The organism is Acinetobacter sp. TG2027, assembly GCF_000302435.1.
Taxonomy (GTDB): Bacteria; Pseudomonadota; Gammaproteobacteria; order Pseudomonadales; family Moraxellaceae; genus Acinetobacter; species Acinetobacter pittii.
Genome location: NZ_AMJN01000048.1, coordinates 143,471 through 160,326, shown reverse-complemented (window position 1 = coordinate 160,326; position 16,856 = coordinate 143,471). Strand labels below are relative to the sequence as shown.

The 16,856-nt window shown below is 39.7% G+C and carries 15 protein-coding genes; 10 read left to right on the top strand and 5 right to left on the bottom strand.

Annotation, left to right across the window (positions count from 1 at the left end; translation table 11 throughout):
• Positions 1 to 8 precede the first annotated feature (8 nt).
• Both betB and betI read right to left on the bottom strand, forming a co-directional pair.
• Complete coding sequence (gene betB, locus B806_RS0113675; RefSeq protein WP_017403164.1) at positions 9 to 1,481, bottom strand: betaine-aldehyde dehydrogenase; 1,473 nt, start codon at positions 1,479 to 1,481, stop codon at positions 9 to 11.
• Entirely contained in the window at positions 1,474 to 2,097 is a 624-nt protein-coding gene (betI, locus tag B806_RS0113670; RefSeq protein ID WP_005070763.1) for a transcriptional regulator BetI, read from the bottom strand. The genes betB and betI overlap by 8 nt, the downstream gene beginning before the upstream one ends.
• A gap of 264 nt (positions 2,098 to 2,361) precedes the next feature.
• Between betI and B806_RS0113665 the strand changes: the two genes are divergently transcribed.
• The 4 genes from B806_RS0113665 (at position 2,362) to B806_RS0113650 (ending at position 7,564) form a co-directional block, all read left to right on the top strand.
• Positions 2,362 to 3,984, top strand: a complete 1,623-nt coding sequence (locus B806_RS0113665) for a BCCT family transporter (RefSeq protein WP_002117782.1) — start codon at positions 2,362 to 2,364, stop codon at positions 3,982 to 3,984.
• A 121-nt stretch (positions 3,985 to 4,105) separates the two neighbouring features.
• The gene (locus tag B806_RS0113660; RefSeq protein WP_017403163.1) at positions 4,106 to 6,172 is read left to right on the top strand and encodes a choline transporter; all 2,067 of its coding nucleotides are present in this window, start codon (positions 4,106 to 4,108) and stop codon (positions 6,170 to 6,172) included.
• An 11-nt stretch (positions 6,173 to 6,183) separates the two neighbouring features.
• Entirely contained in the window at positions 6,184 to 6,798 is a 615-nt protein-coding gene (locus B806_RS0113655) for a MarC family protein (protein ID WP_002117499.1), read from the top strand.
• Between the two features lie 250 nt (positions 6,799 to 7,048).
• Positions 7,049 to 7,564, top strand: a complete 516-nt coding sequence (locus B806_RS0113650) for an acyl-CoA thioesterase (RefSeq protein WP_017403162.1) — start codon at positions 7,049 to 7,051, stop codon at positions 7,562 to 7,564.
• Between the two features lie 131 nt (positions 7,565 to 7,695).
• On the opposite strand, the gene B806_RS0113645 is transcribed toward B806_RS0113650, so the two are convergent.
• The gene (locus B806_RS0113645) at positions 7,696 to 7,896 is read right to left on the bottom strand and encodes a hypothetical protein (RefSeq protein ID WP_000761577.1); all 201 of its coding nucleotides are present in this window, start codon (positions 7,894 to 7,896) and stop codon (positions 7,696 to 7,698) included.
• Positions 7,897 to 8,396: 500 nt separating this feature from the next.
• Here B806_RS0113645 and B806_RS0113640 point away from each other — a divergent pair, with 500 nt between their 5' ends.
• Positions 8,397 to 9,395, top strand: coding sequence for a GTP-binding protein (locus tag B806_RS0113640; protein WP_017403161.1), 999 nt, complete (start codon positions 8,397 to 8,399; stop codon positions 9,393 to 9,395).
• A 45-nt stretch (positions 9,396 to 9,440) separates the two neighbouring features.
• Here B806_RS0113640 and dctA read toward each other — a convergent pair whose 3' ends face one another.
• Positions 9,441 to 10,703: a C4-dicarboxylate transporter DctA gene (gene dctA / locus B806_RS0113635; protein ID WP_002117553.1), complete on the bottom strand. Its 1,263-nt coding sequence runs from the start codon at positions 10,701 to 10,703 to the stop codon at positions 9,441 to 9,443.
• A 189-nt stretch (positions 10,704 to 10,892) separates the two neighbouring features.
• Between dctA and B806_RS0113630 the strand changes: the two genes are divergently transcribed.
• The 5 genes from B806_RS0113630 to pgaD all read left to right on the top strand — a co-directional run bounded on the left by B806_RS0113630 (position 10,893) and on the right by pgaD (position 15,862).
• The gene (locus B806_RS0113630; RefSeq protein WP_002117684.1) at positions 10,893 to 11,423 is read left to right on the top strand and encodes a YaeQ family protein; all 531 of its coding nucleotides are present in this window, start codon (positions 10,893 to 10,895) and stop codon (positions 11,421 to 11,423) included.
• Between the two features lie 87 nt (positions 11,424 to 11,510).
• Positions 11,511 to 11,849, top strand: coding sequence for an FKBP-type peptidyl-prolyl cis-trans isomerase (locus B806_RS0113625; RefSeq protein WP_002117532.1), 339 nt, complete (start codon positions 11,511 to 11,513; stop codon positions 11,847 to 11,849).
• Positions 11,850 to 12,091: 242 nt separating this feature from the next.
• Entirely contained in the window at positions 12,092 to 14,086 is a 1,995-nt protein-coding gene (pgaB, locus tag B806_RS0113620) for a poly-beta-1,6-N-acetyl-D-glucosamine N-deacetylase PgaB (protein ID WP_017403160.1), read from the top strand.
• Between the two features lie 13 nt (positions 14,087 to 14,099).
• Positions 14,100 to 15,359, top strand: coding sequence for a poly-beta-1,6-N-acetyl-D-glucosamine synthase (gene pgaC, locus B806_RS0113615; protein WP_002117710.1), 1,260 nt, complete (start codon positions 14,100 to 14,102; stop codon positions 15,357 to 15,359).
• An 83-nt stretch (positions 15,360 to 15,442) separates the two neighbouring features.
• Complete coding sequence (gene pgaD / locus B806_RS0113610) at positions 15,443 to 15,862, top strand: poly-beta-1,6-N-acetyl-D-glucosamine biosynthesis protein PgaD (protein ID WP_017403159.1); 420 nt, start codon at positions 15,443 to 15,445, stop codon at positions 15,860 to 15,862.
• A 104-nt stretch (positions 15,863 to 15,966) separates the two neighbouring features.
• On the opposite strand, the gene B806_RS0113605 is transcribed toward pgaD, so the two are convergent.
• Positions 15,967 to 16,755, bottom strand: a complete 789-nt coding sequence (locus tag B806_RS0113605) for a crotonase/enoyl-CoA hydratase family protein (protein ID WP_017403158.1) — start codon at positions 16,753 to 16,755, stop codon at positions 15,967 to 15,969.
• Between the last annotated feature and the right edge of the window lie 101 nt (positions 16,756 to 16,856).

The window sequence follows — 16,856 nt, the reverse complement described above, 5'->3', positions numbered from 1 at the left end:
TAGGGGCATTAAAAAATGCTTTGATAATCGCCAAGTTCAACTTGAATAGATTTGATACGGGTATAGTGCCCAAGCGTGGTTAAGCCATTTTCGCGGCCTACACCAGATTGTTTATAGCCACCAACTGGCATCTCGGCAGGCGATTCACCCCAAGTGTTAATCCAGCAAATACCTGCTTCAATTTGGTGAATAATGCGATGAGCGCGGCTAATGTCTTGAGTGACAACGCCAGCAGCTAAACCAAAGGTAGTGTCGTTAGCACGACGGATGACTTCTTCTTCGGTTTCATAGCTTAAGATGCTCATGACAGGCCCAAAAATTTCTTCTTGAACAATTGCCATCCGGTCAGTGCAGTCGCTAAATACTGTCGGTAGTACATAAGCGCCTTTTGCAAGTTCGCCTTCTGTTGCGCGGCCACCGCCAATTAACACTTTAGCGCCTTGTTGTTTGCCTGACTCAATGAAAGACAAAACTTTTTCCATGTGAGGGAAGCTAGTGAGTGGACCGAAGTTGGTGTCTTCAGCCATTGGGTCGCCAATGCGAATACGTTTTACACGCTCTACAACGGCTTTTTCAAAGTCGGCTAAAAGTGATTTTGGAACAAATACGCGTGTACCGTTGGTACATACCTGACCTGAGCTAAAGAAGTTCGCCATGACTGCAATATCTGCGGCACGATTAAGGTCGGCATCTTCACAAATAATGAGTGGAGATTTACCACCAAGTTCCATAGTCACTTCTTTTAGCGTAGAGCCAGCAGCGCTTGCCATAACTTTTTTGCCAGTTTCCACACCGCCAGTGAATGAGATTTTTTCAATCACAGGATGTTCAGTGAGCCACTGACCAATTTCACGACCAGCACCTTGCACCACGTTAAAGACGCCGTCTGGAACGCCTGCTTCTGTATAGATTTCTGCAAGTTTAAATGCAGTGAGTGGAGTGGTTTCGCTTGGCTTGAAAATCATGGCATTACCCGCAGCAAGGGCAGGGGCAGATTTCCATAAAGCAATTTGAATTGGATAGTTCCAGGCACCAATACCAGCAACCACACCTAACGGTTCACGGCGTGTATAAAAGAAACTTGATTCGCGAAGTGGAACTTGTTCGCCTTGAATGGCTGTTGCAAGTCCTGCGTAGTATTCGAGTACATCTGCGCCAGTCACAATATCGACTGTAGATGTTTCGCTAAAAGCTTTACCTGTGTCGAGTGTTTCAAGACGGGCAAGCTCATCATTACGTTCACGAAGAATGTCGACAGCACGACGTAAAATACGTGAACGTTCCATGGCAGTCATGGCAGCCCAGATTTTTTGTCCTTGTTGGGCACTTTGTACAGCAGCTTCAATATCTTGTTCAGAAGCTTGCTGAAGAGTCGCGATTGTCTCGCCGTTGGCAGGGTTAATACTATTAAATGTTTTACCACTGGTTGCTTTAACATAGCGTCCATGGATATACAATTGATGAACTTGTACATCACTCATTTTGTCTCTCCTGCAAAGGCTTGTTCGCAAATTGCAATTGCGTTTGTACATAATCGTAAGCAATGGAACGAGCAAGGTTGCTGTCAAATTCGTTATGACGGCTTAAACTGCCTCGTAACCATAATCCATCAATCAATGCTGCCAAACCTCTAGCGGCAACACTGGCCTGTTGTTCATCCATTAACTTAAGAAAATAAAATTTCAAGTTGGAGTACAGGCGTTGATCATTAATCTTTTGTAAGCGGCTTAAGTCTGGTACATGCATACTTGCTGACCAAAAGTCCAACCAGACCCGCATTGCTTTTTCATTGACCTGACTAATGTCAAAGTTAGAGTCGATAATGGCCTTAATCTGGCTCTCTGGATGCGAATCTGCTTCTGCTCTGTACTGTTCGGTTTTACGACGCAGAACATTTAACATTTCTTGCATGCAGGTATTTATCAACCCTTGTTTGTCGCCAAAATAATGGCTGACAATGCCGGTCGACAGCTCGGCTTTTTTTGCAATTTGTGCAATGGTGGTATTGGATAACCCCACTTCATAAATTACGTCGAGTGCAGCGTTCATGATTTCTTCACGTCGCACATGTTCTGGTTTTACTCTGCGTTTTGTCATGGTTGTCCACATCAGCACTTTTAGTGGTGCTTAAAATTCAACATGTTAACTTGCAGAGCATCATAGCACTTTTTTATCATACTTGTTATTGATTGAACGTTCAATCAATAACAAGTATGATATGTAAAAATCAATGAATTTTTGAACAAGCTTCTAAAAATAAAGAGGTGAAATCAAAGGTTCTTAAGGATAGGATGATGCGCATAAGTACATTACTTATCACGTTATTTTGAGAAAAATACACCGATTGCAAGGAGCAATAAGATGGTGTTGAAAAGTGATGGATATTCTTCAGACCATATTCGGTTAAATCGTTTCGTATTTTGGAGTTCAGCAATCAGTATCGGTATTTTTGGCCTACTTTTTGTGCTGTTTCCAGAAAAAAGTCAGTTTTGGCTGACCTATGTACAAGAGCAGGTAAATCACTTTTTTGGGTGGTATTACATGCTGGTTATTGTGCTTTGCCTGGGCTTTGTTGGTTGGCTCGCTTTTTCAAAAGTAGGGCAGATTCCTTTGGGAAAAGATGACGACAAACCTGAGTTTAGTTATTTGGCTTGGACTTCAATGCTGTTTTCGGCAGGGATTGGTATTGCGCTACTTTATTATGGTGTGGCCGAACCTGTTGACCATTTTTTAAGACCGCCAGAAGGTGAGGCAGGAACGATTCAGGCAGCCCGTAATGCGATGACTTATAGCTTTTTGCATTGGGGGATTCATGGCTGGGTGCTCTATGCATTGCTCGGAGTTACTTTAGGTTACTTTGCTTTCAGACAAAACTTGCCATTAGCACTTCGTTCGGCGCTTTACCCAATTTTTGGAGAGCGAGTGCATGGCTTGGTGGGTGATTTTGTCGATGGCTTTGGAATTTTAGCGACAGTTATTTCCTTAGTCACCAACTTGGGAATTGGAGCATTGGTACTTGTATCGGGCATTTGTTATTTACTGCCGCAAATTCCGGATAACTCTGCGACCTTAATTACTGCCGTGCTCATCATGATGTTCGTTGCCACGATTACGACAGTGGTGGGTATTGAAAAAGGCTTGGCATGGTTGTCGCGTATTAATTTACGTTTGCTATATGCTTTACTTTTATTTGTATTTTTAACAGGTCCGACCAACCATTTATTAAATGGTCTGGTGCAAAATACTGGCGATTACCTCAATAATTTTATTGGTAAAAGTTTTGATATGTATTTGTACAATCAAAAAGCCAGTGGCTGGTTGGGTTCGTGGACCGTATTTTATTGGGCTTGGTGGATTGCTTGGGCGCCTTTTGTCGGTATGTTTATTGCCCGCATTTCAAAAGGACGTACCATTCGTGAAGTAGTATTGGGTGTATGCCTGATTCCACTCGGTTTTACACTGGCTTGGATTTCGGTTTTTGGAAATACTGCAATTTATTTTATCTTGCAGCAAAAACAGAAAGTATTAGGTGATATGGTCTTAACTGATCCAGCATTATCCTTATTTAAATTACTCGAATATCTGCCGTTTAATCCTTACGTTGCAGGTATTGTTGTTGTAATTTGTTTCGTTTTATTTTTGACACCAGTTGGTTCTGGTACACTAATGATCGCTAATTTGTCCTCAAAAGGGGGCACCAATGATAGTGATTCACCGATCTGGTTACGCGTCTTTTGGTCTGTGGTAATTACCATTGTAAGTATTGGCTTACTTTTAGCCGGTAGTTTTAACTCCATGCAAAGTGCAGTGGTGTTATGTGGTTTACCATTTTCAGTCATTATTTTGCTTTATATGTTTGGTTTAGCCAAAGCGTTAAAGCAAGATGATTTTGACCCTCAATTAGTGAAAAAACAGTTAGCTGTTTCAAAAGACATTTCAGTCCCATCGAATTGTGACCAGAATAAAGTGACCGAGGTTTTATAACCTCAATCGATCACATCTATATATTATTTTTTTGCGTTTAAAGTCGTCTTTTCATTGTTTTAAATAAGAGTGAAAAGACGAAATTAAATATTTTGTTTTTATTTTATTCCTTGAGGATTGTATGGCAACAGATAATCCAAGAGCAGTTGATGATTTAACATTATCTAAATCTAAAAAAGACCCGCTCAACCGTGTGGTTTTTTATTTTTCAGCTGTACTTATTTTAATTTTTTCTCTCGTCACGTTTTTGTTCAACGATTTTGCAAATCGAGTCATGAATGCTGTGCTTCGGTGGGTAACTTCAACTTTTGGTTGGTATTACCTGCTGGCAGCAACACTATATATGGCTTTTGTGATTTTTATTGCCTGCTCAAGATATGGCAGTATCAAATTAGGACCTAAGCATTCAAAGCCTGAGTTTAGTTTGCTCAGTTGGTCTGCCATGCTGTTCTCGGCGGGTATTGGTATCGACCTCATGTTCTTCTCGGTCGCTGAACCATTGTCTCATTACATGCAACCTCCGGTTGGAGTAGGTCAAACCTATGAAGCAGCACGCCAAAGTATGGTTTGGACATTGTTTCACTATGGTTTAACTGGCTGGTGTATGTATGCCTTGATTGGTATGTCATTGGGATATTTTAGCTATCGTTATAATTTGCCGCTTACCATTCGTTCTGCACTTTATCCAATCTTTGGACAAAGAATTAATGGGGCAATTGGGCATAGTGTTGATACAGCTGCCGTGATCGGGACAATTTTTGGTATTGCGACGACCTGCGGGATTGGAGTAGTACAGCTGAATTATGGCCTACATGTGTTATTGGGGTTACCAGAAAATATCTGGATGCAATTTATCCTGATTGCTGTTGCAGTGGGTATTAGCGTTATTTCGGTGACATCTGGGGTCAATAAAGGCCTGCGGATTTTATCTGAAATCAATATTTATGTTTCAGTCGGGTTATTGCTGTTTATTTTATTCTTGGGAAATACTGAGTTTTTACTCAATGCCCTTGTCCAAAATATTGGTGACTATTTAACTCGTTTCCCTGCTTTAGCATTACAAAGTTTTGCTTTTGAACAGCCTAAAGAATGGATGAGTAGTTGGACTTTCTTCTTCTGGGCGTGGTGGATTGCTTGGTCTCCATTTGTAGGACTCTTTTTGGCACGTATCTCAAGAGGGCGTACCATTCGTGAGTTTGTATGCGGTACCTTAATTATTCCACTTCTATTTACACTCACGTGGTTATCTATTTTTGGTAATAGCGCACTGCACAGTGTTATTTTTGAAGGCAACCAAACCTTAGCAGCGACGGTGTTAGCAAATCCGGCTCATGGTTTCTACGACCTGTTAGCGCAATATCCGGGCTTTACCTTTATTGCTTCAATTGCCACCGTAACAGGGCTTTTGTTTTACGTGACTTCTGCCGATTCGGGAGCGCTGGTTTTAGGTAACTTCACGACTAAACTCACTAATATCGATAATGATGCCCCACGTTGGTTAAGCGTGTTTTGGGCTGTAGCGATTGGTTTACTCACATTAGCCATGCTCATGACCAACGGCATTACTGCCTTGCAAAACGCAACTATTATTATGGGATTGCCGTTTAGTTTTGTGATGTTCCTTGTGATGGCAGGGCTTTATAAGTCGCTCAGACTTGAAGATTACAGGCATGCTAGTCTCAGTATGAATGCAGCGCCAGTGGTAGGGAACGTGGATATTCTGAACTGGAAACAGCGTTTAACTCGAGTCATGCATCATCCGGGAACTACAGAAACACAGCGCATGCTAGATATGGTGTGTTTGCCAGCTGTTCAGGCTGTTGCTGATGAGTTGATTAAGCAGGGCATGAATGTGGACGTGCAGCAAACCCCGCTTGAAGATGAAGATACGCTTTACCATCTAGATCTGACTATCCATTTGGAAGAAGAGCAAAACTTTGTTTATCAGATTTGGCCTGTACGCTATAGCGCGCCGAACTTTAGCCAGCGTGTAAAACGAGGCAAACAGTTCTATTTCCGACTTGAAACCTATCTTTATGATGGCTCTCAAGATAACGATCTGGTCGGTTACAGTAAAGAACAGGTCATTAACGATATTTTAGATAAATATGAAAGACATATGACGTTCTTACATATTAATCGTATTAGCCCCGGGAATCGTCCATTGTTCCCAGATCCACAAGCTTAAGAGGAAAATGCATGGCTTCTCCTTATCTACATTCTTTTGCTTTATTTTTCTCTTTGCTCAATCCATTTTTAATGAGCATTTATATGATTGGCCTGATCCGCCATTCAGAAGCCAAGGTGTTTAATAAAGCACTGATTCAGGGAAGTTTGATTGCTTTTGTCGTCTTCATGCTATTTGCATGGGGCGGCGAAACAATTTTTAGTAAATATCTGAATGTACGTTTTGAAGCCTTTCAGATTTTTGGAGGCCTCATCTTTTTGGTGATTGGCTACCGCTATGTGTTTCAGGGCGCCGATACCATTGGTGAAATGCGCGGTGCACCAGAACATCTGGCTGGCACCATTGCCATGCCATTTATGATCGGCCCAGGCACCATTAGTGCGGCTGTGGTCACAGGTATTGAAATGTCAATTGGTGAGGCAGCCCTAGTGATTGCCTTCACCTTGTTTTTAACTTGCAGTATTTTGATTTTGATGAAATTTTCACATGATCATTTACGCTATAAACATGCCAAGCATATCGACCGCTATTTTGATATTGTTGGGCGTTTATCTGCTTTATTAATCGGTACGATCGCCATTGATATGATTATTAATGGTGTGACAGGCGTCATTAATAAAGTTTAGCAAGTCACTCATAACAACCTGCTATGCCATTGAACATGGAATAAAATGGCATAGCATCTTCTAAAAAATTCTAAGATAAATAGAACAGCTTTAAAAAATAACTTTAAAAATAGCACCTTAAAAAATTAAATTTTAAAAAACAATCAAAGATATTAAAAAATACAATGCTATGTTGTGGATTTAAGCATGTTTTTTTTGTGAATTATCAACCATAATGTTGACTGAGCTTGTTTTAAGACAGAGTTGAGCTATGCCTACATTAGATGAAATGACCACAGCAACTGATGATCAGTCTGAATTGACGATGTCAGTTTTGATGACGCCTGATATGGCAAATTTTTCAGGTAATGTTCATGGTGGTACGATTCTAAAACTACTAGACCAAGTCGCTTATGCTTGCGCAAGTCGTTATTCGGGTGGCTACGTGGTGACTTTATCTGTAGATAAAGTAAATTTTAAAGAACCTATTTATGTAGGTGAGTTGGTAACCTTCTTGGCAAGTGTGAACCATGTAGGTCGTACTTCAATGGAAGTCGGTATCCGTGTTGAAGCGCAAAATATCCAGAAGCGGACAGTGCGCCATACCAATAGCTGTTATTTCACGATGATTGCTGTTGATGAACAGGGCAAGCCATGTGAAGTACCTCAATTAAATCTCAATACAGAATGGAAGCGTTGCCGCTTTGAAGCTGCTGAGCATCGTAAGGTTTTACGTCTTCAAGAAAACCACAACCCATCTTGTAGCATGTATAAGAAAACTTCTTAAAAAAATAGATCAAATTAAAAAAGGATCGAACCGCAGCATGGTTCGATCCTTTTTCTTCTTTACCAAAATTCAGCGTCCATTTTTCATTTCAGTAAAATTATCTCTGAGCTTGGAGGAGAATGCTGAGAGAATTAACGAGTTGCAGGAGCAGCTTCAGAAGCAGAACCTACAGCATCAGATGCAGCATTTGCAGTGTTTGCTTGTTCTTGAGTTGAAACAACAACTTTTTCTTCACCAGCAGTGTTATGTGCTTGGTCGTGCTTAGAAGCAGCAAAAGTTGAAGCAGCAGTTAAAGCAAGTGTAGTAGCGAGTAAAGTTTTAGCTAATTTCATTTTATGGCATCCTTAAATTTCATTTAAAAATAAATTAAACCTAATCGTTCATACATACCTGAAACCTGTATGGCTGAATGACTAAGCTAGGACACATGCTAAGCCGAGGTTGGTATTACATCAATTAACTTAACAATCTATTACGGCTATCTTAACAATATGAAATATACGGGTCATTTATGTGAGCAATCTGTAAAATAAAGGGACTTAAATACACCTTAAAATGTGAAAAAATATTTCTTATCGAGTAAAAAAAAGCCAACTCTGTTACGTAAACCTAACACTCTGGCATGAATTGTGAATGTGCTTGAATAGGATATTTCGTTTGAGTTATAGATGTTAAAAGCTAATTTAGATAATTGATGAGATGCCTGTCACAAATTGAGAGCTTTAGCCTGATAATTGAAAAGTATATCTTCAAAGTTAAAAATCATTTTCATGCTACTTAAACAGTGATATACCTTTCTTAGTTTTTTAAACCTTGTTGATTTGAGCCGCTTGTGAAACTGATCACTCCAAAAACTGTTCCTACCCATATTATTTCCGGTTTTTTAGGGGCAGGAAAAACCACATTATTACAGCATTTATTAAGCCAAAAGCCTAAAGATGAGGTTTGGGCTGTATTAATGAATGAGTTTGGACAAATTGGAGTAGACCAACAACTCTTACCTCAAGATGAAGGATATGCAGTCAAAGAACTATTAGGCGGTTGTTTATGTTGTAGCAGTCAATTGCCGATGCATATTGCTTTAGCTCGACTGTTGAGTGAACAAAAGCCAGACAGGCTGTTTATTGAGCCGACTGGACTTGGGCATCCTTCTCAGTTATTTGACCAACTGACTGAGCCTCATTGGCAAAGTAGTTTAGCCATGCGAGCATTGATTACGGTGGTAGATGGTAGTCGTTTGCATGATACTAATTGGGTTAAACAAAACCTTTATGAAGATCAGTTAAAAGCTGCCCAGATTGTGGTGGTGTCACATACCGATGTGATGACTTTTGAAGATGATCAGGCGCTTGAGCTATTAAAAGACGAATACCAGCCTTATCACCAAGAGTGGATTAAAACTGAAAATGGTCAGTTAGCGTTAAATAAAATTGATGTAGCTGCTCGTTTAACCGAGCGATCTATACAACCTTTACTTAAACTTCAAAAACAAATGACTGAAACCGAGGTTAAGAAGGAAATTCAGCAATTACCTTATCATTATGTCGAGTCGGCACAAGGCTATATTGTGGCAGGTTGGAAATTACCTAAGCGCTGGAAATTCGAGTTTTATGCTTTGCTAGATTTATTATGTGCACAGCAAGACTGGCTTCGAATTAAGGGAATTTTTAACACAGATCAAGGGTGGAAAGTTTTTAACTTTAATCCTGATCAGTTTAATTATAAGTCTGGTGAAGAGGGCATTGATAACCGTATTGAAATCATTAGCGAACATAACCATGATTGGTTGGCTTTTGAAACAGCATTACTTGCCTGTCAGCTTGAAGAATAGAGAACATTAAACCAAAAGTAATTCAATGTTCTCTGATGAGTGGGATTAAGGTTTGCTATCTAACACAGCTTTAGCTTGCGCATGGTCAATATCTTTTTCCCAGTGAGCAATCACTACGGTCGCGACACAGTTACCAATTAAGTTGGTACAGGCACGAATAATTCCAATAAACCAGTCGACTGAAAGTAGAAGCACTAAGCCAATTGCAGGGAGACTTGGTATCACTGAAAGTGTGGCTGCAAGAATAACTAAAGCCGAGCCTGGAATACCGTGTGCACCTTTAGAAGTAATGAGCGAAACTAGCAAAATAGCCAGTAAGTCATGCATAGACAAATCAATATTGCAGGCCTGTGCAATAAAGATCACGCCTAAAGTTAAGTAAATTGAAAAGCCATCTAAATTAAATGAATAACCAGTTGGAATAACCAAACCTACCGTTGAATCTTTAATTCCCAAATTTTTGAGTTTTTTCATAATTTGAGGAAGAACAGAGTCAGAAGAAGCGGTACCTAAAACAATAGCGAGTTCATCTTTAAAATAACCCACAAATTTGAAAATGTTGAAACCGGCAAGTTTTAAAATCGAACCTAAAACAATAACGACAAATAAAATGCAGGTTGCATAAAACAGTAAAACCAAATAACCCAATTGTAAGAGTGAATCTAAACCAAATTTAGCAGTGGTATAGGCCACTGAACCGAATACACCAATTGGAGCTAAACGAATAATAAGTCCCATAATTTTAAAGAAGACTTCTGAAAAAGCTTCAAGTGCTTGACGTACCAGCTCTGCTAAATGTTTTGGAATTAAAAGTAGGGAAACACCAAATAAAATAGCGATCAATAAAACCTGTAAAATATCGCCGTTTGCAAAAGCGGCAGTGAAGGTTTTTGGAATAATATTGAGTAGAAATTCCGAACCCGTATGCATTTCATGGGCACGTTCGGTATAGGTACTTAAATCTTTTGCATCTAAATGGCTAATATCGATATTCATACCGACGCCCGGTTTAAATACATAGGCCACAATAATGCCTAAAATTAAGGCAATACTGGTGACGACTTCAAAGTAGAGAATCGTTTTTGCACCGACTTTGCCCATTTTTTTAATGTCGTTTGCACCATAGATTCCCAGTACAACAACACAAAACACAATTGGTGCAATCAGCATCTTAATTAAAGAAATAAAACCATCACCTAATGGCTTTAAAGATAGGGAGAAATCATGAAAGCCGATTCCAACTGCAACCCCAAGAAAGAGAGCACAAAGAACCTGTAAAAATAAACTACGCTTGAGCTTTAGCCACATAAGTCATCAATTTTAGCAAGAGGAAAATATATCTCTCTAAAGCAAAAAGCCGGCCAACTATAAAATAAGCTGAGCGTTTTGGAAGAATATGCAAATTTCACATGACTATGCTTTGCATTGTTCAGTTTTTTTATAATTTTTTACCCAAAATCGAGTATCCTTAGCGCCAAATTTTTGGACATATTAATCATGGCGCTTAAAGCAACAATTTATAAGGCAGACTTGAATATTGCCAATATGGATGACCATATTTATGGTGATTATCAACTGACGCTTGCCTTGCATCCTTCGGAAACTTTAGAACGCTTAATGGTTCGTTTGATGGCTTTTGCCCGTTTCGCAAGTGATGAGCTTGAGTTTACTAAAGACCTTTTTGAAACTGACGAGCCAGCATTATGGCAAAAAGATTTAACGGGTCAGTTAGAAACATGGATTGAAGTTGGTTTACCGTCTGAAGATAAAGTCAAAAAAGCCAGTGCTCGCTGTAAAACAGTTGCGCTCGTTGTGTATGGCACACAAGTCGAAGAATGGTGGAAACGAAACAGTAAAATTAAAACGTTAAGTAACGTTCAAGTGTGGCAAATTGCCCCTCAAAGTACAGCAGAGCTTGAACAACTTTGTGAACGTACAATGCAGCTTCAATTAAATGTCATGGACAACGAGTGGACGCTTTTAGGTGAAAAGGGTCAGGCAAGTGTTGTGTGGACACAGTTACAGTAACATAGAAAAGCGCAACAAATTCTACAGATTCAGTTGGTACACTAAGTACCAATTGCGATTTTAAAGATTCAGATTAAGGGGTAAACCATGTCAAATGAATTAGAAATTATCGATTTAAAAGTAGGTGAAGGCAAAGAAGCGGTTAAAGGTGCTTTGATTACAACTCACTATACAGGTTGGTTAGAAGACGGCACAAAATTTGATTCTTCAATTGATCGCGGTAACTATTTTGAATGCGTGATTGGTACAGGCCGTGTAATTAAAGGCTGGGACCAAGGCATTATGGGAATGAAAGTTGGCGGCAAGCGTAAATTAATCGTACCTGCTCATTTAGCTTATGGTGAGCGTAAAATGGGTAAGATTATTCCTGCTAATTCTAATTTAATTTTTGAAATTGAATTATTCGATGTCAAAACTCGTGACTAGTGAAATTTAAAGCCCTTTAGGGGGCTTTCTTGTTTATATGAGCTTTAAATATAAATACATTATTAATTTATATTTTAGCTTTTTAAATATTTAAGATTATTTTCAGATTATTTGATTATAAATGCTGACTGAGAAACTGTTCATTTATGGGCAGGCTGACATTAAGACCAAATTTCAAAAAGTTTGCGTCTTAAAATCAAACTTCGCATAAATAATCTATATTGTTATTGAGACGCTATTTCATGATTATCCGCTTTGCATCTCCTTTGTTGAACATATCACTTGGCTTAGCTCTGGCAGGTTTGTCAGGCATGGCATTAGCCAAACCACCTAAACTGGACGCGTCAACACTTACGGTGATTGGTTATCATGAAATTACCGATACTAAAAATGCACTAATTCCTCAATATGCAGTGACGACTCAACAATTTACACAGCATGTTGAATGGCTGCAAAAAAACGGATTCCATTTTATTACGGTTGATCAGTTGATCCGTGCTCATCAAGGTAAATTTCAATTACCTACAAAACCTGTTCTATTAACTGTAGACGATGGTTATCAATCTTTTTATCAAAATGCTTATCCTGTTATTAAAGCTAAAAAAATCCCTGTAGTACTCGCAGTAGTAGGTTCATGGTTAGAGCCAAAAGCAGGGCAGAAAGTCGATTTTTCAGGGGAAGAAATTCCACGCGATAAAATCTTAAGCTGGGGTGAGCTGAAAGAGATGCAAGATAGTGGCTTTGTAGAAATTGCAAACCATAGCTATCATTTGCACCGTGGTATTACAGGCAACCCACAAGGCAACTCTGAACCTGCTGCAACTACTCGTTTTTATGATGTAAAAACTCAAACTTACGAGAACGATGCACAATATCAGGCACGTATTTATAACGACTTAAAGAAAAATAACGAACTACTCAAAGCACACGGCTTACGTTCACCACGTATTATGGTATGGCCTTATGGTCGCTATAATATGCAAACTGTTCAAATTGCTAAAAAGCTTGGTATGCCAATTACCATTACACTTGATGATGGGGCAGACCACGCAAAACAATCTCTCCAAAATATGAGCCGTATTTTGGTAGAAGGCGATATGACGACTGATGATTTGGCTCAAGAAATTAAAAATCGTGAATTGAATTTAACGGATAACAATCGTCCGCAAAAAATTATGCATATTGATCTGGACTATATTTATGATCCAGACCCGAAACAGCAAGAACGTAATTTAGGTCACTTGTTAGACCGAATTAATGCGATGGGTGTAAATACAGTCTATTTACAGGCATTTTCAGATCCAGATGCGAATGGCTCTGCTGATATGGTGTATTTCCCAAACCGCCATATTCCAATGCGTGCCGACTTGTTTAACCGTGTAGCATGGCAAATTCAAACGCGTACGCCTGTAAGTCGTATTTATGCGTGGATGCCTTTATTGGCATGGGAACTACCAAGAACTGATCCTGTTTCTAAGGATTTGGTGGTGACAGAGCAAGCAAAAACAGGTGAACACCTCAACATGGGGTATATCCGTTTAAGTCCGTTCTCAGCAGACGCACGCCAAACTATTCGTGAGATTTATCAAGATTTGGCGAAGTCATCTTCATTTAACGGAATTTTATTCCATGACGACGTCACCTTATCTGACTATGAAGATGCAAGCCCAGATGCCTTAAAAGCTTATGCGAAACAAGGTTTACCTACAGATTTGGCAAAAATTCGCGATAACGATCAAGATTTGCAAAAGTGGACGGCATATAAGACAAAATATCTAGATGATTTTGCAATGCAACTCGTTGATGACGTGCGACAATATGAACCGTTCTTACTCACCGCACGTAACTTATATGCGCAAGTTGCTTTAAAACCATATGCAGAAAACTGGTATTCACAATCGCTTGAAGAGTCATTAAAACGCTATGACTTTACGGCTATTATGGCAATGCCTTATATGGAACAGGTAGATAATGCTGATCAGTTCTATAAAGATATGGTTGATCGCGTGAAACAATATCCAAATGGTATTAAGAAAACCGTTTTTGAATTACAGGCAACCGACTGGCGTAAAAACGAAAAGGTACCTTCAACTGAAATGGCCGCAACAATTCATTCTCTTTATCAGCAAGGTGTAATGCATGTCGGATATTACCCAGATGATCCAATTAAAGATCATCCGGATGTTGATGTGATGCGTAAAGCATTTGCTGAAAAATCATCTCGTCTTGTGCCGTAGTTGAGGCTAAAACATGACAATCTTTGCTGCAATATGGTCGCATGCCTTAAAATTCGTTTTCTATTATCCATTATTCATGTCGTATTTATGGATGATTGGCGCGATCATTTTCTATTGGAAAGAACGTCAGGCTCCGCCTTACGATCAACCTGCTCCGTTAGAGAGTTATCCAAAAGTCGCTGTTTTAATTCCTTGTTTTAATGAAGGGGATAATGCAGAGGAAACGATCAGCCATGCTTTAAAACTGGACTATCCTCATTTTGAAGTGATTGCGATTAATGATGGTAGCTCGGACAATACAGGCGAGGTACTCGACCGTTTAGCAGCACAACATGAAAAACTACGTGTTGTTCATTTGGCTCAAAACCAAGGTAAAGCTATGGGGTTGCAAGCCGGAAGCTTAATGACCGATGCCGAGTTTTTAATTGGTATTGATGGCGATGCTTTACTTGATCCTCATGCAGCAAAGTGGATGATTCGTCATTTTCAGGAAAATCCAACAGTTGCAGCGGTTACAGGTAACCCGCGTATTCGTACTCGCTCAACTTTGCTAGGGCGTATTCAGGTCGGTGAGTTTTCTTCGATTGTTGGCATGATTAAACGTGCACAACGTACCTTTGGGCGCTTATTTACCGTATCGGGTGTGATTACCGCTTTTCGTAAGAGCGCTGTTCACCAAGTGGATTATTGGTCACCCAATATGTTGACTGAAGATATCGATATTACTTGGAAATTGCAGCGTGCAGGTTGGGACATTCGTTTTGAACCGAATGCCTTAGTCTGGATTTTAATGCCTGAAACTTTAAACGGTTTGTGGAAACAACGTTTACGTTGGGCTATGGGTGGGGCACAGGTATTAATTAAAAATATTGATGTCTTCACCAAGCCAAAATTAAATTTTTTATGGCCTTTAATGTTTGAGCTTTGCTTAACCTTAGTTTGGTCATATTTAATGCTGGCGATGGCTTTATTATGGTTGGTACATTTTATTTTACCGGTCCCTGCTTTAGCCGTTGTGAGCTCTCCATTTTTACCGTATGGTAGCGGTATTTTATTGGGGGCAACCTGTCTCATTCAGTTTGCTTTAAGCAAATGGATGGATAGTCGTTATGAACCACATCTAGGAAAAAACTATTTCTGGATGATCTGGTATCCATTGGTCTTTTGGCTAATCACCATCTCGGCAACTATTGTGGCATTTCCAAAAGTTTTAAAACGTGGAGATGAGAAACGTGCGCGTTGGGTGAGCCCGGATCGGGGCATTCGTGGATGAAATGCAAGAGTCATGAGATTTTAAAGATCGTGCTGTATTGATGTCTGGGGAAAACCACAGCACTTCGTTAGGTAAAGAGAGAAATGAAGACAAATTCGTTGATTATTGATTTACGCCGTCAATTACCATGGCATAAACGCTATGCTTCTACAACAAGCACAGCCATGATGTGGGCGGTTTGGTTGTTGCTGTGGCGTCCATTTGTACTGATCTGGGTTTTGGCTGAGCTCCAAAAAACACATTTGGTTCACCGTTTGTTTAGTGCCTTTGGTTTAGGTATTGAACATGGTATTACTGCGTTAATTGCTTGTGCAATTTGTTTATTGTTGTGGAGTCATGTGCTGCCTGAGCATCGTGTTGGTGGTAATGCGCTTAAAACAAAACAGACAGATGATTATGCGCGCTATTTTGATTTACCTGAACATGAAATTGAGCAGGGACGTAGTCAGAAAATTACAGTCGTTCATCATGATGAACTAGGTAAAATCGTTAGAGTTGAATAAAGAAGATTAATGAAAAAAAGCCCGCATCGTGTGGGCTTTTTTTTTACGCTAATTTCTGTATATCCATAGGTTTTAAACTGTAGAATGCAGTGCTTGAGCAGGTATTATTTACCTTTAAAAACAGGAGGTCTTTTTTGCAACATGGCAAATACACCTTCTTGAACATCTTCTGTTGTGAGCAAAGGTTGAAGATGGTTTTGTAATTGCTTAAAGGCAACCCCGTAACCTTCGTTAATAGCTTCGCGAGCAGAGGCGAGGGTCGCTTTTACAGCAAGAGGAGCAGCTTGCGCAACATGTTCAGCAAGTTCTATTGCACGATTGAGCTGAGAACCTTCTGGACATATTTCTGTAATCAGGTTCATATCAAATGCTGCTTTTGCATCGAAAGAGTCACCAGTGAGTAAATAGCGCATGGCTTTTGCCCAACCCGCGGCTTGAGTAAAACGGGCGGTTGCTCCGCCAAAAGGTAAGATGCCACGTTGAACTTCCATTTGAGCAAATTGTGTATTTTCACTCGCAATCGTAATATCTGCGTTGAGAAATAGTTCTATACCAGCTGTATAACAATAACCTTGTACTGCCACAATCAAAGGTTTACTGAGCTTTCGGCCTACAGTGCCCCAAGGGTTAATCTCATTTTCACTAAAATCAAAAACACCTGTAGCGAGTTTAGGTTGTAACTCAACTAGGTCTAAACCAGCTGTAAAATGATCCCCATGAGCAAAGATAACCGCGCAGCGCAGGGCATCATTATTTTCATATTCGGTGAGCGCTAGTGATAAGTCTTTGATCATGTGACTATCAAAAGCATTACGTTTTGCTGCCCGATCTAGACCAATTAAAAAAATATGTCCACGAGTTTCACGGCTGACTTTTCCTGCTTGATTTGACATATTGTCACGCTCTTTATTTGTCTTTAATCATGTTTTAAACAATCGTTTAAAAACTAGCAAATATAATTTGTTTTGCGACTCGATCAGTATTTCTTTTGTCT